Raw genomic sequence first — 23395 nt, forward strand, 5'->3', positions numbered from 1 at the left:
AGGAGGACAGCATGGCTCATAAGAAAGGTCAGGGTAGTACACAGAATAACCGCGACTCAGCGGGACGTAGACTCGGTGTCAAAAAATACGGTGGTGAATTCGTAAGAGCAGGTAACATCGTTATCCGTCAACGCGGAACAAAAGTTCACCCGGGTAAAAACATGGGTATGGGTAAAGACCACACGTTGTATGCATTGGTTGACGGTGTCGTTGCGTTCGAACGTAAAGACAAAAAACGCAAACAAGTTTCTATCATCCCTGCCGCTTAATTTTCTCATAGACTCACATCGGGCATTCGCCCGATTTTTGATACAATTTCCAAAATTATCTTTTTAATTGTGTACTTTTGTGATGAAGTATAGTGTTAAGCAAATAATAGTTGTCTCGTCACGAGGCAAACGTTCAAAACAACTTTAAGGACATCCATGTTTAGTGATAGTGTAGAAATTACCGTCTCATCCGGAAAAGGGGGAGCAGGGTGTGTTGCTTTCCGACGGGAGAAATATGTCCTTCAAGGGGGACCGAACGGCGGTGACGGCGGTCGTGGCGGTGATGTCTATTTTAGAGTGGATAACAATACCCATACATTGGCCCACTTTCAAGGGAATAAAAACCTAAAAGCTGATAAAGGGCAACCCGGTTCAGGCTCAAATATGGCCGGTAAAGCGGGCAAACGTCTTGTTGTTGTTGTTCCTCCTGGAACTCAGGTAGTCGACGTTGAGAGCGGTGAAGTACTCCTTGACTTACTCGAAGACGGTAAAGAAATCCTCTTTTTAGAAGGGGGACGCGGCGGTCTTGGAAATGTTCACTTCAAATCCTCTACCAACCAAAAACCGATGTACGCTCAACCGGGTGAGCCTGCGGTTACTCGCGTGGTAAGACTCGATCTTAAATTGATCGCGGATGTGGGACTGGTAGGATTTCCGAATGTCGGTAAATCGACGTTGATCTCTACTGTCTCTAACGCTCGTCCCGAAGTAGCCAACTATGAGTTTACGACACTGACTCCGAAACTCGGACAGATCAATATCGGTGAATTCGATTCCTATATTATGGCGGATATTCCAGGTATTATCGGCGGAGCATCTGAGGGCAAAGGGCTTGGGCTTAAATTCCTTCGTCATATTGAGCGAACCAAAACGCTTTTGTTTATGATCGATTTGGCATCGTACCATGAGCTTGAGTATCAATATGAAACCCTCAAGCAAGAGCTTGAAAAATTCTCACCTCTGTTGGCGGAACGAAATTTTGCGATTGCATTGACTCGTGCCGATGCGATGACTCCGGAAGAGGCGATCGAAAAAACCAATGCATTTTTAAAGCTGGTCAATCTTAATCCGGTTAAAAAAAGCCGATTTGCTTTCAGCGATGAGTATCCGGTGTATGAGCAGGAAGATTTTGACAAAGCATTTTATGATCGTAGCAAACCGGCATTTATCGCTCCGATTTCTTCGGCGATCAATCTCAATATCAAACCATTAACATACGCACTCTATCAAATGGTCGTAACGGAGCGCAAATGAAGCGAATCGTTGTCAAAGTCGGAAGTGCGGTTTTAAGCGAACAAAACCGTATCGCAAAAGATCGGATGCAAAATCTCGTCGATTTTATTGCGGAACTCAAAAAAAGCTATGAAGTTATCCTTGTCTCTTCGGGGGCGGTTGCGGCTGGCTATACAGAACTTAAACTCGATAAAAAGATTTTGGCGAACAAACAAGCCCTTGCATCCATCGGTCAGCCGATTTTGATGAACAAATACCGTAAAATGTTTGAACAGCATAATATTCTCCCTTCCCAAGTATTGGTCACGGCCGCCAATTTCAATACCATTGAAGAGTCCCAAAAAGCAAAAGATACCATTGAGACATTGCTTAAACACAATGTTATTCCTATCATTAATGAAAATGATGCAACGGCTACGGAAGAGTTGATTCTCGGCGATAACGATCAACTATCAGCCTATGCAGCGTATCATTTCGGGGCTGAACTACTGGTTATCTTATCCGACATCGATGCTTATTATGACAAAGATCCCCGCAGTCATAATGATGCGAAAGTTCGTACTCGAATTGAGAATATCACTACTGAGGAACTTTCTTTGGAAGTAACTCCGAATCATAATTTTGCGACGGGGGGGATAGTGACGAAACTCAAAGCGGCCGATTTCCTCCTCAAACGAGACGGTGCTATGTTTTTGGCAAGCGGATTTGATCTGAGTGACGCTAAAAGCTTTTTAATTGCCGGAGAACATCGCGGAGGCAGCCTGTTTAAAGCTGTTGAGGTGAATTAATGACCCGTATTATTTTTATGGGGACTCCCGATTATGCGTCTTCTATTTTGGAAGCTTTGATCACAGCCGATGATATTGAAGTTGTAAGTGTTTATACACAGCCTGATAAGCCGGTAGGCCGGAAAGCGGTATTGACTCCTCCAATCGTGAAAGTAGTGGCAGAAAAAGCAAATATCCCAGTACTTCAACCGGTTAGGCTACGTGATGAATCAGTGGTGAATGAGGTGTTGTCAACACCCTGCGATATGATTATTGTTGCCGCCTACGGGCAGATTTTGCCTAAAGCGATTCTTGAACACGCTCCGTGTGTAAACCTCCATGCCTCAATCCTTCCACACTATCGCGGTGCGAGTCCGATTCAACAAAGTTTGTTGAACAACGATACTCAAAGCGGCGTTACAGCCATGTGGATGGATGAAGGACTTGATACCGGTGCAATTATCAAAATCGAAATGCTCCCTATCGGTGCAGATGAAATGGTCTCCTCTTTATATGAACGTCTTACGGATACGGCAGTGAATCTTACGCTGGATGTTATTCGCAATTGGGATCGACGCAGTGCCGTGGAACAAAAGGATGCCGACTCAACAAGTTGTACTAAGATTACCAAATTAGACGGTTTGATCGATTTTTCGGATGCGCGCTCAATTTACAATCGCTATCGTGCATTTACGCCATGGCCGGGTATTTATCTTGATTCCGGTTTGAAAATCAAAGAGATGCGTTTGGAAGAATCAGAAAGCTGCGGGGTGGCAGGTACAATTATACAAATCGATAAAGAGAGTATTGTGGTTCAGTGCACAAAAGGCTCTCTTCGTATTATACGGGTTCAAGCTCCTTCCAAACAAGAGACATTAGTCGTTGATTATCTCAACGGAAAACGGATAGGGTGTGGACATACATTGGTTTGAGTCACTTGAATCGACTCAAAGCTATCTGGTAAATGAGCTTAAAGCGTCTACATTACATGCTCCGGTGTGTATAGGTACCTCGTCTCAAACGATGGGAAAGGGGTCACGCGGCAATAGCTGGATAGGAGAAGATGGGAACCTTTTTATCTCCGTTGCGATTGAACGTTCCATGCTCCCCTCAGATTTAAGACTTGAATCTTCGTCGATCTATCTGGCTTTTTTGATGAAAGAATGCTTAGTTTCTCTCGGCTCAAAGGTATGGCTCAAGTGGCCGAATGATTTTTATCTGGGTAATAAGAAAGTCGGTGGTGTCATTACGAATTTAGTAGGCGAAACACTCGTATGCGGGATCGGGATGAATTTAGTTTCTGCTCCCGAACATTTTGCAAAAATCGATATGGATATAACCCCATACGATTTAACAAAAGCATATAGTGAGTTGTTTAAAAATTTACCATCGTGGAAGCAGATTTTTAGTAATTACCAGATAGAATTTGAAAACAGTAGAGATTTTTTTACGCACGACAATAATGAAAAAATTGCATTAAAACGGGCCGTTTTACTAGAAGACGGATCCTTGGAATGCGATGGCCAAAGGATATTTAGTTTACGATGAGTGAAGTTATTGTTATCGCCAACCAAAAAGGGGGTGTGGGTAAAACCACAACTGCCGTCAACTTAGCCGCTTCCCTAGCTGTTGCTGAAAAAAAAGTATTGCTGATCGATGCCGATCCGCAGGCAAATGCAACAACCTCATTGGGGTATCATCGTAACAATTACGAGTTTAATATCTATCATGTTTTGATCGGTGCCAAAAAACTTCGTGAAATCATTTTAAAAACCTCATTACCGAAGCTTTTTTTGGCACCTTCGAATATAGGTCTTGTCGGTGTTGAAAAAGAGTATTACGATGCCGATAATGCCAAAGGGCGTGAACTGATCTTAAAACGCGCTATTGCACAGGTCAAAGATGAATACGACTATGTGATTATTGATTCACCTCCGGCCCTTGGACCGATGACGATTAATGCCCTTTCCGCATCCAACTCGGTCATTATTCCGATCCAATGTGAATTCTTCGCCCTCGAGGGATTGGCTCAATTATTGAATACCGTGAAGCTTGTCCGCAAAACGATTAATCCGAAGTTGACGATTAAAGGATTTTTGCCGACAATGTACAGTGCGCAGAATAATCTTTCGCGTCAGGTATTTGCCGATTTACGTCAACACTTTCAAGCTAAATTATTTAAATCGGGGGGGAGCGATGATTATATTGTTATCCCTCGTAATGTAAAATTAGCGGAATCTCCAAGTTTCGGAAAACCGGCAATTTTGTATGATGTAAAATCGAGCGGCTCTATGGCGTACCAAGATTTGGCACACGCCATCATCGCCTAAAGGAAAAGAATGGCGAAAGCATCTGCATTGGGACGAGGTCTTGGAGCGCTTCTAAGTGAAATCGAAGAAGCATATGATAATGAGCTTCCGAAGAAAGGGGGAGTCGAAGAGATTGCTGTAAGCAAAATTCGTCCTAATCCTTATCAGCCCCGTAAGCATTTTGATTCAGAATCATTGGCTGAACTTGCTGAATCAATCAAAACGCACGGTTTACTTCAGCCGATTGTGGTCAAAGAAGATCTTGACGGTTACATTCTCATTGCTGGCGAGCGCCGTCTTCGTGCCAGTAAATTAGCTAAGAATAAAACCATTAAAGCAATAGTCGTTTCCGTGAGTGACGAGCAGATGCGTGAGCAGGCATTGATCGAAAACATTCAGCGTGATGAGCTGAATGTTGTTGATTTAGCCCAAGCGTATCAAGAACTTATCGATATTCATGAACTAACCCATGAACAACTCTCTCAAACCGTTCATAAAAGCCGAACACAGATTACCAATACTTTGCGTCTTTTACAGCTGAGTGAAAAAGGGCGCAAAGCTTTGGTTGAGGGGAAAATTACCGCCGGTCATGCAAAAGTGATTATTGGGTTGGAACCGAATGAACAAACGATGATGATCGATTCGATTATCGGACAGAAGTTGAGTGTTCGTGATGTAGAGAGCATGGTTAAAAAAATCAAAGTTCCTTCAACGGCTCAACATCATTCAAATGAAATAGAAGAATTGAATTTTTCTGCACTGAAAAAACATTTGTCTTCTCTTGGTTATAAATGTGGCACAAAAGGTTACAAAGTTACCATTGAATTTGAAGATAATGGACAAATTGAATCATTTTTAGACCTACTTTCTTAATATCTCTTGACGTTTAACTGTCCCTTCAATTTATAAGTTGTATAATCACGCAACTTTTAGGAGGTGGTATGTTAGATATAAGTCCGATGCTGCTTGGCAGCACACTGATTGTCTTCCTTGTCCTTATTGCCCTACTAAACAGTTTGCTTTACAAACCTCTTTTCAGTTATATGGAAAAAAGGGATGCGGATCTTAAAAAAGATTTGGAACAAGTTGGAAACAACGATTCTGAAATTGCCGCATTTCATGCCAAAGCTGAAAAGATTATAAGTGATGCTAAACTGGAAGCAGCGGCATTAAGAGAAAAAGTTATTGCTGAGGCCAAAGCGCTGGCAAATAGCAAAATAGAGACAAAACGTGCTGAATTAGCACTTGAGTACATAACGTTCGAAGGCGAATTGTCGCAAGAGAGAACACGGTTGATTGCTGAGCTTCACAATGAAGTTCCAGCATTCCAATCTGCTGTATCAGCAAAACTAAGTAAGATATGAGGTACGCAATGGGTAAAATAATCGTTACAGTATTACTGCTCAGCGCATATCTATTTGGATCAGATGCTGGTGCAGAGGCTTCTACGGACATTGTTCAACGAACGGTAAACTTCCTGATTTTTGCCGGAATTTTGTTTTATGTTTTGGCTGAACCGCTTAAAAATTATTTTAGCGGCAGAAGTTCGGGGATTGCGGATGAACTTGAAAAAGTTCAAGAGCGTCTTCGAGAATCAAAACGTCTTAAAGAGGCGGCTGAACACAAAGTTGAAGAAGCAGAACGGTTCGCGAGCGAATTAGCTGAATCGAGTAAAAAAGAGAACAAACTTTTATCAGACAAAATTTTGTCTCATTGTGAGCAAGAGCTTGAGATTATTGAAAAGCAAAATGCATCACTAATGGAACTCGATAAACGTAAAATGGTTCGTGAAGTTGTTGCAGATGTAATGAATGATGTGATGAACAGCAGCAGTGAAGCTCTGGGCAAAGAAGCTATGACCGAAATCTTGAAAAAGAAGGTGGCTTAAATGCAGTATGAACTAATTGCAAAGCGTTATATTAAATCATTGATGAGTGTATGTGATCAAAATTCATTGGAAAACATTGCAGATTTATTTGCAAATGTTGCCAAAGCTTTTGAAAATGAAAAATTTCTCCTCATTATGAGTAGTAATGATGTTAAAAAAGAAGCTAAGCAACAATTAATTCTGGATATGGTTGCTCCCGCAAAGAGTACAACCGTGAACAACCTCATTAAATTATTGGCTGAAAACGGGCGTTTACCTTTAATCCCAGTTCTAGCGTCAGAGTTGAAACGCTCAATCGCAAGTTCAAAACGGATGTATAAAGGGCGTATCTACAGCAATAGCGTTGTCGATCAAGCTTCAGTTGATTTGATCGCACGTGATCTCGGTACTAAAACAAGTTCTACAATCACATTAGATTACGTTGCATCCGATTTTGATGGTATCCGTGTTGAAGTTGATGATTTGAACGTAGAGATTAATTTTTCAAAAAGCCGCCTCAATGCTCAACTCGTTGAGCACATTTTAAAAGCAATTTAACCCTCGGGAAAGGAGAAATAGTGGTAGCAAAAGTACAAGCAGACGAAATCAGTTCGATCATTAAAGAACGAATTGAGAATTTCGAACTTAATGTAGACATTAATGAAACCGGTAAAATCATCTCATACGGAGATGGCATCGCTCAAGTTTATGGCTTGAACAATGTAATGGCTGGAGAGATGGTTGAATTCGATGACGGTTCACGCGGTTTGGTCATGAACCTTGAGGAGAGCAGCGTCGGTGTTGTTATCCTTGGTAAAGGGAAAGATCTTCGTGAAGGTATGACCGTAAAACGTCTTGGACGTCTTTTACGTGTTCCTGTCGGTAAAGCTCTTCTTGGTCGTGTTGTAAATGCTCTTGGTGAGCCGATCGACGGAAAAGGGCCAATCGAAACAACTGAAATGCGTTTCGTAGAAGAGAAAGCTCCTGGTATTATGGCCCGTAAATCGGTGCATGAACCAATGGCAACCGGTATTAAAGCGATTGATGCTCTTGTTCCGATCGGACGTGGTCAACGTGAGTTGATCATCGGTGACCGTCAAACTGGTAAAACTACCGTTGCTTTGGATACGATCATTAACCAAAAAGGCAACGGTGTTCTTTGTGTTTATGTTGCTATCGGACAAAAAGAATCAACTGTTGCTCAAGTCGTTCGTCGTCTTGAAGAAGCTGGCGCGATGGATTATACAATTATCGTTTCTTCACCGGCTTCTGAAGCAGCAGCGCTTCAATTCCTTGCGCCGTATACCGGTGTAACAATGGGTGAATATTTCCGTGACAATGCACAACACGGTTTGATCATTTATGATGACCTCTCTAAACATGCGGTAGCTTACCGTGAAATGTCATTGATCCTTCGCCGTCCTCCAGGCCGTGAAGCATATCCGGGTGACGTTTTCTATCTACACTCTCGTTTATTAGAGCGTGCAGCTAAATTGAACGATGAGTTGGGTGCCGGTTCTTTGACCGCTCTTCCAATCATTGAAACTCAAGCGGGTGACGTTGCGGCGTATATCCCTACCAACGTTATTTCGATCACTGACGGTCAAATTTTCTTGGAAACAGACTTGTTCAACTCAGGTATCCGTCCTGCGATCAACGTCGGTCTTTCGGTTTCACGTGTCGGTGGTGCGGCGCAAATTAAAGCAACGAAACAAGTTGCCGGAACATTGCGTCTTGACCTTGCACAATATCGTGAGCTGCAAGCGTTTGCTCAGTTTGCATCTGACCTTGACGAAGTGAGCCGTAAACAGCTCGAGCGTGGACAACGTATGGTGGAAGTGTTGAAACAACCTCCGTATTCTCCACTTTCAGCTGAGAAACAATCATTGATTATTTTCGCAGGTAACGAAGGTTTCCTCGATGATATGGCTGCTTCTAACGTTGTTAGATTCGAATCGGATCTTTATCCGTTCGTAGAGGCATCTTATCCTCAAATTTTTGAAAATATCGCAAAAACATCTAAAATTGATGATGAAACGATGGCAATGATGAAAAAAGCACTCGAAGAGTTTAAATCTACTTTCGTTGCTGAATAAGGATCTTTATGGCTAACTTGAAAGAGATTCAACGACAGATTAAGAGCGTCTCCAATACGCAAAAAACTACCCGTGCAATGAAGCTTGTCTCTACGGCAAAGCTTCGTCGTGCGGAAGAGCTTGCAAAGCGCTCACGTCTGTTTGCCCAAAAAACGAATCAAGTGATAGCTGAAATCGCAGGTCGTATCAAATGCAATAAAGTAGGCGGGATTGAAAATCGCTGTTTTATTGAAAATGATGCTCCTGAAACGATCGATATTATTTTTGTAACTGCGGACAAAGGTCTATGCGGCGGTTTCAATATGCAAACCATCAAAGCGGTTAAACGTCTGATGAGCGGATACAAAAATAAAAATGTCAAAATCCGTCTTCGCGGTATCGGGAAAAAAGGGATTGAATTTTTTAGCTACAACCAAGTAGAGATGCTTGATGAAGTTAAAAATCTTAGTTCTGCTCCTGATATGCAACGTTCTAGCGAATTTATGACACGATCGATTGAAGATTTCAAAGAGGGTAAAATCGATGCTGTATACCTTGTGTATAACGGATATAAAAACGTAATTACCCAAGAGTTGCATGTTAACCGTGTACTTCCGGTCAATGTAGAAGAATATGATTGTGAAAAATCAAAAAATACTATGCTTGAACTTGAAGCGCAAGATGAAGAGAAAATGCTCGATTCATTGGTTACAAAATACGCTGAATACAATATGTATTACGCGTTAATTGATTCATTGGCAGCAGAGCACAGTGCGCGTATGCAAGCAATGGATGCGGCAACTAACAATGCGAAAGAGATGGTTAATTCGTTGAAAGTCAAGTTTAATAAAGCGCGACAAGAATCGATTACAACCGAACTTATCGAGATTATCAGCGGCGTCGAGTCGATGAAATAATTATGGAGGAAAGAATGATTGGTAAAATTGCTCAAGTAATTGGTCCGGTTGTTGACGTTGATTTTGAAGGGTATTTACCTGCGGTCAATGATGCAATCGAAGTAAGTGTAAGTGTAGAAGGGAATACGACTCGTCTTGTTCTTGAAGTAGCATCTCACCTCGGTAACGGTCGTGTACGTACGATCGCTATGGATATGTCCGAAGGTCTTGTTCGTGGAATGGCTGCTCATGCAACCGGCGCTCCGATCAAAGTTCCGGTTGGAGAAAAAGTTCTTGGACGTATCTTCAATGTAATCGGTGAAACCATCGATGGCGGAGATCAAGTAACTGATTGTGATACATGGTCTATTCACCGTGATCCTCCTCCATTAGTTGATCAAAGTACAAAAACTGAGATGTTCGAAACGGGTATCAAAGTTGTTGACCTTTTGGCTCCGTACGCTAAAGGTGGTAAAGTTGGACTATTCGGTGGTGCGGGTGTTGGTAAAACCGTTATCATCATGGAATTGATTCACAACGTTGCACACGGGCATGACGGTCTTTCTGTTTTCGCCGGTGTCGGTGAGCGTACTCGTGAGGGGAATGACCTTTACCACGAGATGAAAGAATCAAGCGTTTTGGACAAAGTAGCACTGTGCTATGGTCAAATGTCTGAACCACCGGGAGCACGTAACCGTATCGCTCTTACCGGTCTTACCATGGCGGAATATTTCCGTGATGAGAAAGGGCTTGACGTATTGATGTTTATCGACAACATCTTCCGTTTTGCACAATCAGGATCTGAGATGTCAGCACTTCTTGGACGTATCCCATCAGCCGTTGGTTACCAACCGACATTGGCTCGTGAGATGGGTGCTCTTCAAGACCGTATTACATCAACCAAAAAAGGTTCAATCACGTCGGTTCAAGCGGTATACGTACCTGCGGATGACTTGACTGACCCGGCTCCGGCTTCGGTTTTTGCTCACTTGGATGCGACAACGGTTCTTAACCGTAAAATCGCTGAGAAAGGGATCTATCCTGCGGTTGATCCATTGGATTCAACATCACGCTTGCTTGACCCGCAAATCATTGGTGAAGAGCATTACAATGTAGCACGCGGTGTTCAAAAAACACTTCAAAAATACAAAGATTTGCAAGATATTATCGCGATTCTCGGTATGGATGAGCTTTCTGAAGATGATAAATCCGTTGTTGAACGAGCACGTAAAATTGAGAAATTCCTTTCTCAGCCGTTCTTCGTTGCAGAAGTATTTACCGGTTCTCCAGGGAAATACGTTTCACTTGAAAACACCATCAAAGGATTCAAAGGAATTCTTGAAGGTGATTACGATCATATGCCAGAAGGTGCCTTCTACATGGTCGGTGATATGAATGAGGCGATTGAAAAAGCTGCTAAAATGAAAAGCAAGTAATTGCTTCTCGCCTTATAAGGAAACACAATGGAAACACTCCAATTAGAAGTGCTAACGCCAAGCGGGCCGATCTTTAACGGTCTTGCTAAAAGCGTCACCCTTCCGGGTGAAGAGGGAGAATTTGGTGTTCTCCCTGAACACGTCTCTTTGACAACATTGCTCCAAGCCGGAGTGGTTGACATTCAAAAAGAGAATGGTAAAACTGAATCGATTGTTGTAAACTGGGGTGTCGTCCAAATCACTGATAACAAAGTAGTGGTTTTGGTTGACGGTGCAGTCGCAATTCGCGGTGAAAGTGAAGGGGATATCGCTAAAGCACTTGATGAAGCGAAATCTCTAATCAACAGTGTTGCCGATTCCAGTGCTATGATCGCTTCGGTATCAGCACGTATTGAATCTGCGGCACACCATTTAGTTTAACTCTATGCTTCAGACATTTGCCAGTTTTTATGACAAAAGTCATCCGGTAACACTTATTGTGTTGCTGGTTCTTTCCCTTTATTTTATTTCTGTTAATTGGGTATTTTTCTACCGTTTTTTTTCTCTTAACCAATGGATCTCTTCTGAAAATCAATCTCTTGAATCACTTCTTATGGGATCACATCAAATTCCGGATTTCGCTTATTTGAGTCATTTTGCTAAATCATCTTCTCGTTTGTCAACATCTTTATTTGATATGGCAACGTATGCAGCAACCAAAGAAGCCACAAAAGGGTTAATGTTCTTATCCGTAGTCGCATCGACAACACCGTTTATCGGATTGTTCGGTACGGTTGTCTCTATCTTGGACACGTTTGATCATATCGGTCAAGCGAGCGGTACGATGAGTGTTATTGCTTCAGGTGTATCGGACGCACTGGTTGCTACGGCTTCGGGAATTTTTGTTGCCATTTTTGCCTATACGTATCATCAGATACTTAAACGCCGTGCGTTTGAGTTGACTGGCTTGATCCGTATGCAAGGTGATGCACTCCTGTCAAAAGAAGTATAAAACGTGTTTGATTGGGATGAAAAACCGGAACTGAACATCACACCGCTTGTGGATGTGATGTTGGTTTTATTGGCGATATTAATGGTAATTTCTCCTAATATCGTTTATGAAGAGCTGATTCGTCTCCCAAAAGGTTCTGCGCAAAAAGAGATTACAAAAAAAGAGTCAATAGAAATTTCGATTTCAAATGATAGAAATGTCAAAGTAGGGAATGATCAGTTTAAATTTGATACATTTGCTGATGATTTTATCCGTTTGGCACCTTCTTATAAGTCAGATTCTACCGTACGTATCAGTGCAGACGGGAGATTGAATTACAGTGATGTTATGAATGTTTTAGCGGTAGTAAAAAAAGCCGGCTTTCAAAATGTTTCTCTTGTCACAGCGCAATAATCAATTTATTTCTAAAGTTTTTACTATGAGGACTTTGTAAATGGATTTGAATCAAGAACGCTACTTTTTTATAAGCGGTTTGATCTCCCTTTCTCTTTTTGTTGCTTTTTTATTTTTAGCGGGATATAGCCTAATTGTGTCACCTAAAATTGAGCAATTTGCAATGGTACAAAGTGATGTAATTAATGTTTCGATTGCACTCTCTGAAATCAAGGCGACGGAACAGATTGATCCTGAGCCGAAAGTTGAACCGCTAAAGGCTGATCCCGTCCCTGATACAGCAACACAGCCAGTAGAACAACCGGAAAAAGTTCCTGAAATATCAGATCTTTTTGCGCAGGTCAAACCGCAAAAAATACCGAAGAAACCTCTCGAAGTGACAAAGCAAAATGAGCAGTTAAATGCATTGGAAAAAGAACTTTTGAAGCACAAAGAGACACCTCGATTTTCGGATAAAGTGAGTAAGGTTGAATTGGCGAAACCATCAGTAAAAATGGTTATTCAAGGGGGCTCAACCGGGCCGCTCGTTAACGAATACCATGCTAAGATTCAAGCGTTGGTTTATGCCAATTTTCATCCTCCTGCAGGCACGGCAGGTGAGGCGGCACGGGTCCGGATGAACATTAGTGCATCGGGTAAATTAATCGGATATAAGGTAATCAGTTATTCGGGCAATGGAACATTTAACGGTGAAGTTGACTGGTTAAGTGATCGGCTTAATGCACTCCGTTTTCCGGAACACCCCGAGGGGAAAGATACCGTATTAGAATTTATATTAACAGCTAAGGGGTAGTTTTTGAAAATCATTAGTATTTTTTTTATGTTGGTTCAGCTTTTATGGGGAACGGATGCCACTATTGAAATAGTTAAAGGGGTTGAGGGACTCTCTCCTTTGGCCATTGAAGACGCATCCCCCGTAAGTAATGAAATGTCTCAAAAAATTTTTCAGATGTTGGCGGCAGATATGAATGTTGTCTCTTTATTCACCGTCGATGAAAGTTATGCTACTGCTCCTTACGAGGCACTTACACCGGCGGCGAATCATAAAAATGCGCAGTATCTGCTCCGCTACCGTTTGGTTAATGATGGAATGGGAGGGATAAAAGCGGATATTAAATTACTCCGAAACGGCTCTGAAATGTTTATTAAGAGTTATGTCTTAAAACAGAGTGAAATGATGGTATTTTTATCGCATACGGTTGCCTACGATATAAATTCTAAATTAGGCGGATCACCGATCGATTGGATTAAACGAAAAGTTCTTTTTATTCGTCAAAGCAGTCCAAGACATTCGGATATTATTGCCGCAGATTACACACTTTCCTACCAAAAAGTAATTCTTAAAGGGGGAATGTACGGATTCGCAAAATGGGCGAATCGCGAACAAACTGATTTATACTATACAGCTCTTTCCGATTACAGACCTACCATTTATAAAATGAATCTCCTGAACGGAAATAAGGAAAAACTCATTAGTTCCGATGGAATGGCTGTATGTTCAGATGTAAGTGAAGACGGAAGACGTCTTTTGCTAACACTGGCACCCGAAGGGCAGCCGGATATTTATCTTTACGATTTGAATAATCAAAGTAAGACAAGAATTACCGATTATTCGGGGATTGATGTAAACGGACAGTTTATGGGAGACGGATCAATTGCCTTTGTTTCCAATCGTATGGGATATCCGAATATTTTTTCGACTCGCCCTAACAGCACGGCAGTTACACCCTTGGTGTACCAGGGTAAAAATAATTCTTCATTAAGCTCATACAAAAATTTTCTTGTTTATAAAGCGCGTGAAAACAGTGCAACGTTTACGGGCAATTCGTTTAATCTTCACTTGCTATCATTAAACTCTGGAGCCGTAAAACGGTTGACTGCGAGTGGTGAGAATGATTTCCCCCGTTTCTCAGCTGATGGTGAAGCGATACTGTATATCAAGCAGGAGGGTTCACGCAGTTCAATCGGTGTGATACGTTTTGGGGTTAATAAAAGCTTTGCATTTCCTCTTAAAATAGGAAGAATACAGTCAATCGATTGGTAGCGTTAATAATTTTTTCGGTATCATAACGCTATATTTATTTCCTGAGGAGATGTCATGATAAAAAATGTTGCTTTTTTAAGCGCAACGGTTGCAATGTTGATTTTGAGCGGATGTAGTTCAAAAGAGCCTGCAATTGATGCAACAGCAAACGGAAACGGAACGTCAGTTGGAACAGCAAATGCCAATACAAACGGTACGACTGGAACTGATAGTGGTGCGGTAATCGCTCCGATTACGAATGCGAATGCAAACGATGCCGGTGCGGCAGGTGCAAATGGTGCTAATGGATCTGACGGTCAATTGGTAAGCATTTTATTTGACTATGACAAATTTGATATTCGTGAAAATATGCAAGATTCTATGGCAAAAGATGCCCTTTTAGTTAAAGGCAAAACTTTCAAACTTGAAGGAAACTGTGACGAATTCGGAAGTGATGAGTATAACTATGCTCTTGGTCTTAAACGTACTAATGCGGTTAAATCAGCATTGGTAAACAGCGGTGTTAATGCTGATTCGATCACAATGGTAAGCTTTGGTGAAGGAAATCCGGTTTGTTTGGAAAAAACTCAAGAGTGCTGGGCAAAAAATCGTCGTGTAGACTTTAAACTTCCATAAATGCGCTCTTTTGTAACCCTTTCGCTTTTACTTTCAATTATCGCTTCTGCTGCCGAGCCCTCGGTATTCGGAGCAGGCGATCTGAATGCTCCCAACCCTTACGGTCTTACCCATGAAGAGAAATTGATTCTTGAAAATAAAAAAGAGCTTCAGAACGTAATCCAAAAAAATAATGCCCAAAACGCTAAGGTAGAAACGGTTACTGAACGGCTTGACGGTATGCAGGGGATTATTGAGGGATTGAGTCAAAGAAGTAATGAGAATACACTTGCACTACGAAATCTTAACGAGAAATATGCCGCAGAAAGCAATACATCGCTGAATGTAGAACAACTTGGAAAACAGGTTGCCGCCAATACTGAAAATATTGCCCAGTTTAAGACATTGCTTGAAGAACTGTCGCATGTTGTGGATGGGATCAATGCCAATTACGTTACCAAAGAGCAGTTTAGTGCATTGATCAAACAGCTCAAGGTGAGTGTACCTGGTACTTTGGCTGTATCAGCTCCTTCTGAAAAAATGGATAGTTCCTCGATAGAGCAGCAGGCAAATAAACTTTTTACACAAAAAAAATACCTTGAAGCACAAACTTATTTTGAAAAAATGGTTCAAAAAAAATATAAAACTTCCGAAGCATTATTTATGATCGGGGAGACTCTTTTTGAGAGACAATCCTACAAAGAGGCAATTTCATATTATAAAGATAGTGCATCTCGTAACGACAAGGCGCTCTTTATGCCTACTCTTTTACTTCATTCGGGTATTTCAATGGAGAAAACCGGTGATAGTGCCACCGCAAAAGCGTTTTATCAGGCAACCGTATCAAAATACGGCGGAAGTGGTGCTGCTAAAGAGGCGAACGAAAGACTCTCTAAGCTCAAATAGCTATATGGCTATTTTCAGAATGGTTAGAGGTAAATGTGCTAAAATCGCACAATCTAAATTTAAGGCATTAAAATGGCAATTGAAAATAATCAAATCGTATCGATTGAATACGAAGTACGTGACGGCGGAAACGTTGTAGATAGTAATGTCGGTGGTCATCCGTTGACGTTTATGTTCGGAAAAGGGCAAATTATTCCTGGTCTTGAAGCAGGTATCGCGCATATGAATATGGGTGATAAAGGTGACGTTCTCGTAAAAGCGGCGGATGCATACGGCGACTATAACGAAGAAGCGCAACAAGAACTTCCCCGTGAGCAATTTGCGGGAATCGATTTGAACGTAGGTATGACCCTTTACGGTCAAGGTGAAGACGGTGGAACGGTTCAAGTTATGGTTAAAGAAGTTCAAGAAGATACTGTCATCATTGATTTTAATCACCCGCTCGCAGGGAAAGATTTGATGTTTAGCGTTACTATTTCTAATGTACGTGATGCATCTCCTGAAGAGGCAATGACAGGTATTGCTGCTGAAAATAAAGTTGACGATAGCGGATGTTGTGGAAGCGGCGGTAATCACGGCTGTGGATGTCACTAATTTTTTAACGGCTTCAAACGCTTCGATCGAAGCGTTTAAAACGGCAAATTTACTCAAGGGTCTTGGCGTAAATGCTATTATTTTCGGAGAACGCGGCACGGGTAAATTAACCCTTGCCCGCTATATCCTTCCTCATGCACCTATTATTGATGCCGGTCATTTTGATGAGCTCTTAGACGCACTTGAATCGCACAGTGATGTAATTATTCATCGTCTCGATAATGTTGCCAATCTTAAACGTCTTATTGAAACAATCCAAAAAACACGCACTCGTGTTATTGCAACCGGTGGTTTCCGTTATTCCCAAGACCAATTGGATGAGATTTTTACAATACGGCTCGCTTTACCTCCATTGAGTGAGAGAATTGAAGATGTGGAGGTTTTGATTGATGCTTTTGTCAAAGAAGCACGTCAGACACTTGGAAAATCTGAGCCATTTGATCTAAGTGGATTTATCCCCGATCTAAGTGAAAATGCAATTTCACTGCGGCGGCAGGTTTATTTGCACTATCTTTTTGACAGCATCAACGAGAATGATTTGATGGGAATTATGGAGCATTATCTCATCGATAAACTGGGCAGCAATAATGACTATCGACAGTTTTTGCATCTGTATGAAGTGCCTCTTATCCGAGCGGGGATTAAACGGTATAAATCACAATTGCAGCTTTCAGAGCGCTTAGGGCTCAACCGAAATACGTTACGTAAAAAAATTGCGGATCATTCTGAGTATCAATTAGAAATCAAGGAGAATTAATGTCAAAAAAAATCGCAATGATTTTTCCCGGTCAAGGGTCTCAAAGCATCGGGATGGGGAAATCGTTTTATGAAAACAGTTCGCTTGCACGCGAAATGTTTGAAAAAGCCGGTGAACGGATCGGAGTTGATTTTACCAAACTTTTATTTGAAGCAAATGAACAACTGGATCAAACTGAGTATACTCAGCCTGCTATTTTACTTGTATCGATGATTGCCTATAAATTATTTCAAGAAGCGCACCCTACAACTGCCATAATGTTTTTAGGGCACTCTTTAGGTGAATTTAGTGCTTTGTGCGCATCCGGAGCGATTGATTATGTTGATGCGGTTGAGTTAGTACATCAACGTGGAAAACTGATGTCTCAAGCGTGCGAAAGCATTAATGCCGGAATGATGGCGATTTTGGGTCTTGATGATGCGGTCGTTGAAGAACTGTGTGCGAAAGCCAATGCTGAAGGTAAGCAGGTATGGCCGGCAAACTTTAATCAAAACGGACAATTGGTTGTTGCCGGTATCAAAGAAGACCTACAATCAATGGAAAGTGTCTTTAAAGAAGCAGGAGCGAAGCGCGCATTACTCCTTAATATGTCGATTGCCAGCCATTGTCCGCTTCTCTCATCGGCAATGGAACCGCTTGGCGTTGCGATGGAAAAAACGGTTTGTGATAGCTTTAGCGCTCCTATCGTTTCAAACGTGACAACTGAAAAATATGCGACTAAAGAGGATGCGTTAAAACTGCTCAAAATCCAGTTGATTCAACCGGTTAAATATAAACAATCGATCGAAGCAATCGCCGGTGAGATCGATGCAATGATTGAGTTTGGCAACGGGGCTGTACTCAAAGGTCTTAATAAACGTAATGCTCCGGATGTTGAGACATTCGGAATTTCAGATATGGATTCACTCGCCAAGGTATGTGAAGCACTGTAATGAAAATTTCACTCATTCAATCTGCACCAAAGCTGAACAGAATAAATCTAACAGAGGTGTTAGCCATCGTTGAAACGCATTCGGATGCCGATGTCGTAGTATTCCCTGAACTGGCTTTGAGCGGCTATATGCTTCAGGATAAGCTGTTTGAAGATGCGTGGAGAGTTGATGAACTGGAAGGGTTGGCACATGCCAGTCAAAAATGCGATATCGTGATTGGAGCGGCATTGTGGGATGACGGGCGTGTGTACAACAGTGCTCTTTATTTTTCCGAAGGCAAATTGATTCACATTCACCATAAAAATCACCTTCCGACCTATGGCATGTTCGAAGAGGGGCGGTATTTTGCATCAGGTGATGAGATACGCTCCTTTAAGACTCCGCAGGGCAATGCTGTGATGGTGATTTGTGAAGATATATGGCGTGCAGAGTCTATTGCCGCGATAGCCGCATCGGAGGCTGAGATTGTTTATGTTCTTGCAGCTTCTCCGGCGCGTGATTTTGGTGAAAACGGGATTGGTATTGAAGCCCAATGGAATGCGTTACTTACATCAACGGCCCTTTTAAGTCATAACTACGTTGTTTTTGTTAATCGCGTCGGATTTGAAGACGGTTTGGGATTCTGGGGTGGAAGCCGTGTTATCTCTCCTATTGGAGATATTGAGCAGGTACTACCGCTTTTTGATAGTGCGGCAGTATCGGTTGAACTGAATAACAGTCTCCAAAAAGTGGGACGTTATATAGCCAAAAATTTCTGATCAAGGGTTACAATGAAAATAGCCATTATGGGTGCAATGCGTGAAGAAATCGATCCGATTTTAGAAACAATCGGTGAATATACATCCGAAGAGCATGCCGGAAATATTTTTTATAAATGCAGTTATGCAGGGCATGACCTGACCATTGCGTATTCGAAAATCGGTAAAGTGTTTTCGGCAATTACCGCTTCGGTCATGATTGAGCGTTTTGGTGCACAGGCACTGCTGTTTAGTGGGGTTGCTGGAGGAATCAGCAAAGAACTCAAAATCGGTGATCTGATTATGGCAAGCGCTTTGTGTCAACATGATGTTGATATTACTGCATTCGGGCATCCGTTCGGGTTTATTCCGGAAGGATCGGTTATGATCGAAACGGACAATGATCTTCGCTCCCTTGCGGCAGAGATTGCGGTCGATATGGACGTTGAACTCTATGAGGGAATTATTGCCACGGGAGATCAGTTTGTCGCCAGCTCTGAGCGTAAAGAGTGGATTGAAAAAACGTTTAACGCTGATGCTTTGGAGATGGAAGGCGGTAGTGTCGCTTGCGTGTGCCACAATTTCGGCATACCGTTTTTTGTTCTTCGTTCTATCAGTGACAGTGCCGATGGAGAAGCAGGAGTTGATTTTGATACTTTTCTCCAAAGTTCGGCAAAAGTAAGCGCAAAATTTATTTTAGAGATGGTAAAACGAATTGGCGATTAAACTTAGCAAGAAGATTATGCGCCAAATTGGGCGTACCAATGGAACATTCGGGCTGATCGAAGAAGGGGATAAAATCCTCGTTGGACTGAGCGGCGGTAAAGATTCCCTCACAATGGTCCATGCAATGATGGAACAGCAGCGGCGTGCCCCGTTTAAATTTGAAATAGTTGCTGTGACGGTGACGTACGGTATGGGTGAAGATTTATCGGCGTTAATCGCTCATTGTACAGAACATGGAATTCCTCATAAGATACATGAGACCAATACCTATGAAATTGCAGGGGAAAAAATACGCCAAAATTCATCCTTTTGCAGTTTTTTCTCGCGAATGCGACGTGGTGCTTTGTACAGTGCTGCAGAGAAACATGGGTGTAATAAAGTAGCATTGGGGCACCATCTTGATGATGCGGCAGAGAGCTTTTTTATGAATATGATTTATAACGGTCATTTGCGTGCCCTTGCGCCGAAATATAAAGCTGGAAATGGGTTGATCGTCATTCGTCCGTTGATTCAATTACGTGAGCGTCAGCTTGCGGCTTGTGCTTTGGATAATGAGATGCCTACCATCGGAGATGAGGCGTGTCCGTCGATGCGGTTTGATGTCAAGATGCCTCATGCGCGTGCTTCTATGAAAACAATGCTGTTTGAGATGGAACAAAAATACCCGGATCTGTTTGTCTCAATCAACTCGGCATTCGGTCATATCAGTGATGATACTTTTTTTGACCCTTCACGGTTTAATTTATAACAAACTTACTACTTTATGGTCGGCGCGGCTGAGTGAGAGCTGTGCGATCTCTTCTTTACTGAACCATTCAAACCCTTCCTCATGCATATCATTAAGACTCAGATAAACGTCAGCTTCGAGGGTAAAATGGCTGTAGGTCTGTGTAATGTGTCCTAAGCTTTTGATATGAGAATTCCTTAATTCTTCACACTCGTAAAATCCCCATAGTCCCGATAAAAATCGTGTCTGACGCTGTATGAGAGCGTAACGGTTTTCTCTTTGGTAGACAATAATGTTTCGGTGTCGTATCGGTTTGGTTGTTTTATTTTTAGGTGTCGGATAGAGGAGGGGAGTGGACTTTCCTTGGCATGTTGTTTCAAAGGGACAAAATGCACATAATGGTTTTTTACTCAAACAAACTGATGCTCCAACATCCATCATCGCTTGATTAAACTCAAAGGGGTGGTCGAAATCGAAGAGGGTATAGGCATATTCCCACAGTCTTTTCTCATCACGCTCTTTTAGTACAAAATAGCGGTGCAAGATCCGTTTCACATTGGCATCCAGAATCGGTAATGGCTCTTTGTAGGCAAAAGAGGCAATCGCGTGGGCAGTGGAACGTCCGATACCCGGCAGTGCGATGAGTTCATGTGCCGTGGTTGGTAATTCTCTATTGCACAGTCGTGCAGCAGCATGTAGATTGCGAGCGCGGGTGTAGTATCCTAACCCTTCCCACATTTTTAGAACATCATCCACCTCGGCTTTGGCTAAATCATTAAGAGTTGGAAACCGCTCCAAAAAGGGGAAATAAAACCGCTCTAACACTGTTTTAACCTGTGTTTGCTGGAGCATAATCTCGCTGAGATAGATGTGATAGGGATTATTTGTCGTTCGCCATGGCAAATCGTGTCTGCCGTTTTTCTCGTACCAACGCAATAAAGAGTGTTGAGGGGTAAGTATCATGGCGATATTATATAATTGCACTATTAAGAAGGGGTTTTATGATAACGGTAAGTGCGATTAGTTCAGATACAATCGAGATCAAAGGGTCGAAATTTATCGCTCATCTCATGCCGATGTCAATGTATGCAGATGAGATGAAACGTTTGAAGGAACTTAATCCCAAAGCGGTTCATTGGGTAAGTGCATACCGTTATCTGAATAAATTTGATCAGATCGTTGAATACAGTGGTGATGATGGTGAGCCTAAAGGGACATCGGGTAAACCAACATTATCAGTATTACAAGGGCATGAACTTATCAATGCTGCTATTATCACGGTACGTTATTTTGGCGGGACGAAGCTGGGCCCCGGCGGATTGGTACGTGCCTATGCAGAAGCGGCGAATGCGGCGTACGCACAAGCAAAGTTCCTTCCCTATGAAAAATTATTTATCCAAAAAATCGAATGCGACTACTCGAGTGTCTCAATGGTTGAATATGAAAGCACTCAAAAAAATATCCGAATCCTCTCCAAAGAGTTCGGAGAGAAGGGGGCGATTTTTGAGATTGAGGGGACGGGGGAAAATAGTGAAGCCTTTTTTGCCGTTTTGGGACGCTCAATCCAAAAGCTCTAGTTATTCTTTACTCCACAATTTCTCATTGAGTTTCAACTCTTCTATTAGTCCTATTGTATTTTGGAGGGTATTTACATACTCCATTGCCTGTTTGTAGTCGAGTAGCGAGGTAAAGACAGCCGGTTCAAAGAGATCTTTCCCCGTCCCGATTCCTATATGGATATGGTTATGGACGAATGAGATAAACAAGGGATGAGAAACTCGACGCTGAAAATCTAAAATCCGTTTCATCATTGAGTGGGAGAGGATATAGTGTGTTTCGATTTGGTCGCTTCCATAGACAACAAAATATTTTTCAAATTCAGGATCATCAAGGCGGATGAGATCATCACGGCTGAAATTGATCGATTGGAGCCATCCGCCGATAAGTGAGCCGAAATTCTTTTCCGCTTGGTCGGGGAGGATTACCGTTTTACTTTTGAAATTTTTATTGAATTCGGAAACTAAAAAAAGCCCCCGAAAGAGGGTATGCCACTGAGTCCGTCCCTTCGAATCGCGGGTTTGATACTCGGCATGGACATCGGAAAATTCAAGCGGTACTCCATCGATGGAACCTTTAACATAATCGTTTCCGCTGTAGCGGTCTATGGAGTGCTGAAACAGATTGGAGCGTTCAAAAAGATATTGCGAAATCATAAAATCAGGGTTGTAAAGAAGATGGGGATCGATTGCACCGATAAGAGGTGTGATGACGCGGGCTTTAAAGTCTTTGGCGTATCCGCTGGTCATAAAACGGTAGGTGATTGAGGCAATAACGATGAATCCGATGACGACGGCGATCATAAGAGGGTGAAGTAAACCGAAGTTTTTCCCCATCCACAATGCGGTAATACTAAATACTACAAGACCCATTCCTCCGTACCATTTGAGCTGAGAAACGATTCGTTTACGTGTTTCTTCGAGCTCATTGAGGGATGGATAGAGTTCTTTGTAATAAAAACCGGTGAGTTCTGAGGTCGATTTCATCGATTAAAAAGGGCATTAACATCTACATTTTGCCGCTCAGTAGCGGTGATTTCAAATACGGCACGACGTTGTAGATTCATCCATCCCGCTATGAGGTTGGTCGGGAACATTTCGATGGCATTGTTGAGATCGGTAACCGCTTGGTTGTAGGCACGGCGTGCGGCGGAAATTTGCTCTTCGATTTCGTTGAGGGAGCGCATCAGGTGCATGACATTTTCGTTGGCTTTTAGATCGGGATAGGCTTCCATCGCTACGGTGATCGATCCCAATGCGGCGGAGAGTTTGGCATCGAGGGCAATTTTTTGATCTTCACTGATCCCCGGTTTCATGGCTTGCGCGCGAAGTTCGGTTACTTTTTCCAATGTTGATTTTTCATGTTCCATATACTGTGAAACAGAGGCAACAAGGTTAGGGATGAGGTCGAAGCGTTTTTTGAGTACCGCATCGACTCCGGCGAAAATATTATCGACCTGATTTTTTTTGCCGATAAGAGAGTTATACATTAAAATAGCGATTAAAACGACGACACCGAGAACGATTAGTAAAACACTCATCATATTTCCTTTGGATGTAATCCTCTATTTTAAGGGAACTTTTCT

The 23395-nt window shown here is 42.2% G+C and carries 30 protein-coding genes; 27 read left to right on the forward strand and 3 right to left on the reverse strand.

Features of this window, described 5'->3' with window-relative positions:
- The first annotated feature begins 11 nt into the window (after positions 1-11).
- The 26 genes from rpmA (at position 12) to PHI47_RS00130 (ending at position 20274) form a co-directional block, all read left to right on the forward strand.
- On the forward strand, positions 12-269 hold the full coding sequence (gene rpmA, locus PHI47_RS00005) for a 50S ribosomal protein L27 (RefSeq protein ID WP_015654103.1): 258 nt from the start codon (positions 12-14) through the stop codon (positions 267-269).
- 156 nt (positions 270-425) lie between these two features.
- On the forward strand, positions 426-1523 hold the full coding sequence (obgE, locus tag PHI47_RS00010) for a GTPase ObgE (RefSeq protein ID WP_299932106.1): 1098 nt from the start codon (positions 426-428) through the stop codon (positions 1521-1523).
- Entirely contained in the window at positions 1520-2290 is a 771-nt protein-coding gene (gene proB, locus PHI47_RS00015) for a glutamate 5-kinase (protein WP_299932109.1), read from the forward strand. Before obgE ends, proB begins: the two co-directional genes overlap by 4 nt.
- A complete protein-coding gene (gene fmt / locus PHI47_RS00020; protein WP_299932112.1) occupies positions 2290-3201 on the forward strand; it encodes a methionyl-tRNA formyltransferase in 912 nt (303 codons plus the stop codon). The genes proB and fmt overlap by 1 nt, the downstream gene beginning before the upstream one ends.
- Positions 3182-3817, forward strand: coding sequence for a biotin--[acetyl-CoA-carboxylase] ligase (locus PHI47_RS00025; protein ID WP_299932115.1), 636 nt, complete (start codon positions 3182-3184; stop codon positions 3815-3817). The genes fmt and PHI47_RS00025 overlap by 20 nt, the downstream gene beginning before the upstream one ends.
- Positions 3814-4599, forward strand: coding sequence for an AAA family ATPase (locus PHI47_RS00030; RefSeq protein ID WP_299932118.1), 786 nt, complete (start codon positions 3814-3816; stop codon positions 4597-4599). Before PHI47_RS00025 ends, PHI47_RS00030 begins: the two co-directional genes overlap by 4 nt.
- Positions 4600-4608: 9 nt before the next feature.
- Positions 4609-5451, forward strand: coding sequence for a ParB/RepB/Spo0J family partition protein (locus tag PHI47_RS00035; protein ID WP_299932121.1), 843 nt, complete (start codon positions 4609-4611; stop codon positions 5449-5451).
- A 68-nt stretch (positions 5452-5519) separates the two neighbouring features.
- Positions 5520-5942, forward strand: a complete 423-nt coding sequence (locus PHI47_RS00040; RefSeq protein ID WP_299932124.1) for a F0F1 ATP synthase subunit B' — start codon at positions 5520-5522, stop codon at positions 5940-5942.
- Between the two features lie 8 nt (positions 5943-5950).
- Positions 5951-6466: a F0F1 ATP synthase subunit B gene (locus PHI47_RS00045; RefSeq protein ID WP_299932127.1), complete on the forward strand. Its 516-nt coding sequence runs from the start codon at positions 5951-5953 to the stop codon at positions 6464-6466.
- Positions 6467-7003, forward strand: coding sequence for a F0F1 ATP synthase subunit delta (locus PHI47_RS00050; protein WP_299932130.1), 537 nt, complete (start codon positions 6467-6469; stop codon positions 7001-7003).
- Positions 7004-7023: 20 nt separating this feature from the next.
- Positions 7024-8541, forward strand: coding sequence for a F0F1 ATP synthase subunit alpha (atpA, locus tag PHI47_RS00055; protein WP_299932133.1), 1518 nt, complete (start codon positions 7024-7026; stop codon positions 8539-8541).
- 8 nt (positions 8542-8549) lie between these two features.
- A complete protein-coding gene (gene atpG / locus PHI47_RS00060; protein WP_299932136.1) occupies positions 8550-9437 on the forward strand; it encodes an ATP synthase F1 subunit gamma in 888 nt (295 codons plus the stop codon).
- A gap of 14 nt (positions 9438-9451) precedes the next feature.
- The gene (gene atpD, locus PHI47_RS00065; protein WP_299932139.1) at positions 9452-10852 is read left to right on the forward strand and encodes a F0F1 ATP synthase subunit beta; all 1401 of its coding nucleotides are present in this window, start codon (positions 9452-9454) and stop codon (positions 10850-10852) included.
- A gap of 27 nt (positions 10853-10879) precedes the next feature.
- Positions 10880-11272, forward strand: a complete 393-nt coding sequence (atpC, locus tag PHI47_RS00070; protein ID WP_299932142.1) for an ATP synthase F1 subunit epsilon — start codon at positions 10880-10882, stop codon at positions 11270-11272.
- Positions 11273-11276: 4 nt separating this feature from the next.
- Positions 11277-11843 (forward strand): MotA/TolQ/ExbB proton channel family protein, encoded by a 567-nt coding sequence (locus PHI47_RS00075; RefSeq protein WP_299932145.1) that lies wholly within the window; start codon positions 11277-11279, stop codon positions 11841-11843.
- Positions 11844-11846: 3 nt separating this feature from the next.
- Positions 11847-12236: a biopolymer transporter ExbD gene (locus PHI47_RS00080; protein WP_299932148.1), complete on the forward strand. Its 390-nt coding sequence runs from the start codon at positions 11847-11849 to the stop codon at positions 12234-12236.
- Positions 12237-12276: 40 nt separating this feature from the next.
- On the forward strand, positions 12277-13029 hold the full coding sequence (locus PHI47_RS00085) for a TonB C-terminal domain-containing protein (RefSeq protein WP_299932151.1): 753 nt from the start codon (positions 12277-12279) through the stop codon (positions 13027-13029).
- A 3-nt stretch (positions 13030-13032) separates the two neighbouring features.
- Positions 13033-14280, forward strand: a complete 1248-nt coding sequence (gene tolB, locus PHI47_RS00090; RefSeq protein ID WP_299932153.1) for a Tol-Pal system protein TolB — start codon at positions 13033-13035, stop codon at positions 14278-14280.
- 54 nt (positions 14281-14334) lie between these two features.
- Complete coding sequence (locus PHI47_RS00095; RefSeq protein ID WP_299932156.1) at positions 14335-14895, forward strand: OmpA family protein; 561 nt, start codon at positions 14335-14337, stop codon at positions 14893-14895.
- Positions 14896-15780: a tetratricopeptide repeat protein gene (locus tag PHI47_RS00100; protein WP_299932159.1), complete on the forward strand. Its 885-nt coding sequence runs from the start codon at positions 14896-14898 to the stop codon at positions 15778-15780.
- A 72-nt stretch (positions 15781-15852) separates the two neighbouring features.
- Positions 15853-16374 carry a peptidylprolyl isomerase gene (locus tag PHI47_RS00105; protein WP_299932162.1) on the forward strand — a complete coding sequence of 174 codons (522 nt, stop codon included), beginning with the start codon at positions 15853-15855 and terminating at the stop codon, positions 16372-16374.
- Positions 16319-17131, forward strand: coding sequence for a Fis family transcriptional regulator (locus PHI47_RS00110; protein ID WP_299932165.1), 813 nt, complete (start codon positions 16319-16321; stop codon positions 17129-17131). Before PHI47_RS00105 ends, PHI47_RS00110 begins: the two co-directional genes overlap by 56 nt.
- Positions 17131-18063 carry an ACP S-malonyltransferase gene (gene fabD / locus PHI47_RS00115; RefSeq protein WP_299932168.1) on the forward strand — a complete coding sequence of 311 codons (933 nt, stop codon included), beginning with the start codon at positions 17131-17133 and terminating at the stop codon, positions 18061-18063. The genes PHI47_RS00110 and fabD overlap by 1 nt, the downstream gene beginning before the upstream one ends.
- Positions 18063-18821, forward strand: a complete 759-nt coding sequence (locus PHI47_RS00120) for a nitrilase-related carbon-nitrogen hydrolase (RefSeq protein WP_299932171.1) — start codon at positions 18063-18065, stop codon at positions 18819-18821. The genes fabD and PHI47_RS00120 overlap by 1 nt, the downstream gene beginning before the upstream one ends.
- A gap of 12 nt (positions 18822-18833) precedes the next feature.
- Positions 18834-19526 (forward strand): 5'-methylthioadenosine/adenosylhomocysteine nucleosidase, encoded by a 693-nt coding sequence (locus tag PHI47_RS00125; RefSeq protein ID WP_299932174.1) that lies wholly within the window; start codon positions 18834-18836, stop codon positions 19524-19526.
- Between the two features lie 16 nt (positions 19527-19542).
- Positions 19543-20274, forward strand: coding sequence for an ATP-binding protein (locus PHI47_RS00130; protein ID WP_299932177.1), 732 nt, complete (start codon positions 19543-19545; stop codon positions 20272-20274).
- Here the strand turns inward: PHI47_RS00130 and mutY are convergent.
- Entirely contained in the window at positions 20269-21216 is a 948-nt protein-coding gene (mutY, locus tag PHI47_RS00135; protein WP_299932180.1) for an A/G-specific adenine glycosylase, read from the reverse strand. The two genes, PHI47_RS00130 and mutY, sit on opposite strands and share 6 nt — an antisense overlap.
- A 38-nt stretch (positions 21217-21254) precedes the next feature.
- Between mutY and PHI47_RS00140 the strand changes: the two genes are divergently transcribed.
- Positions 21255-21830, forward strand: a complete 576-nt coding sequence (locus PHI47_RS00140; protein WP_299932183.1) for a YigZ family protein — start codon at positions 21255-21257, stop codon at positions 21828-21830.
- Here PHI47_RS00140 and PHI47_RS00145 read toward each other — a convergent pair whose 3' ends face one another.
- Positions 21831-22796 (reverse strand): DUF3137 domain-containing protein, encoded by a 966-nt coding sequence (locus PHI47_RS00145; protein WP_299932185.1) that lies wholly within the window; start codon positions 22794-22796, stop codon positions 21831-21833.
- The gene (locus PHI47_RS00150; RefSeq protein ID WP_366882301.1) at positions 22793-23353 is read right to left on the reverse strand and encodes a LemA family protein; all 561 of its coding nucleotides are present in this window, start codon (positions 23351-23353) and stop codon (positions 22793-22795) included. The genes PHI47_RS00145 and PHI47_RS00150 overlap by 4 nt, the downstream gene beginning before the upstream one ends.
- Positions 23354-23395: the final 42 nt, after the last annotated feature.

Source organism: Sulfuricurvum sp., assembly GCF_028713855.1.
In the GTDB taxonomy this organism is placed as follows: Bacteria; Campylobacterota; Campylobacteria; order Campylobacterales; family Sulfurimonadaceae; genus Sulfuricurvum.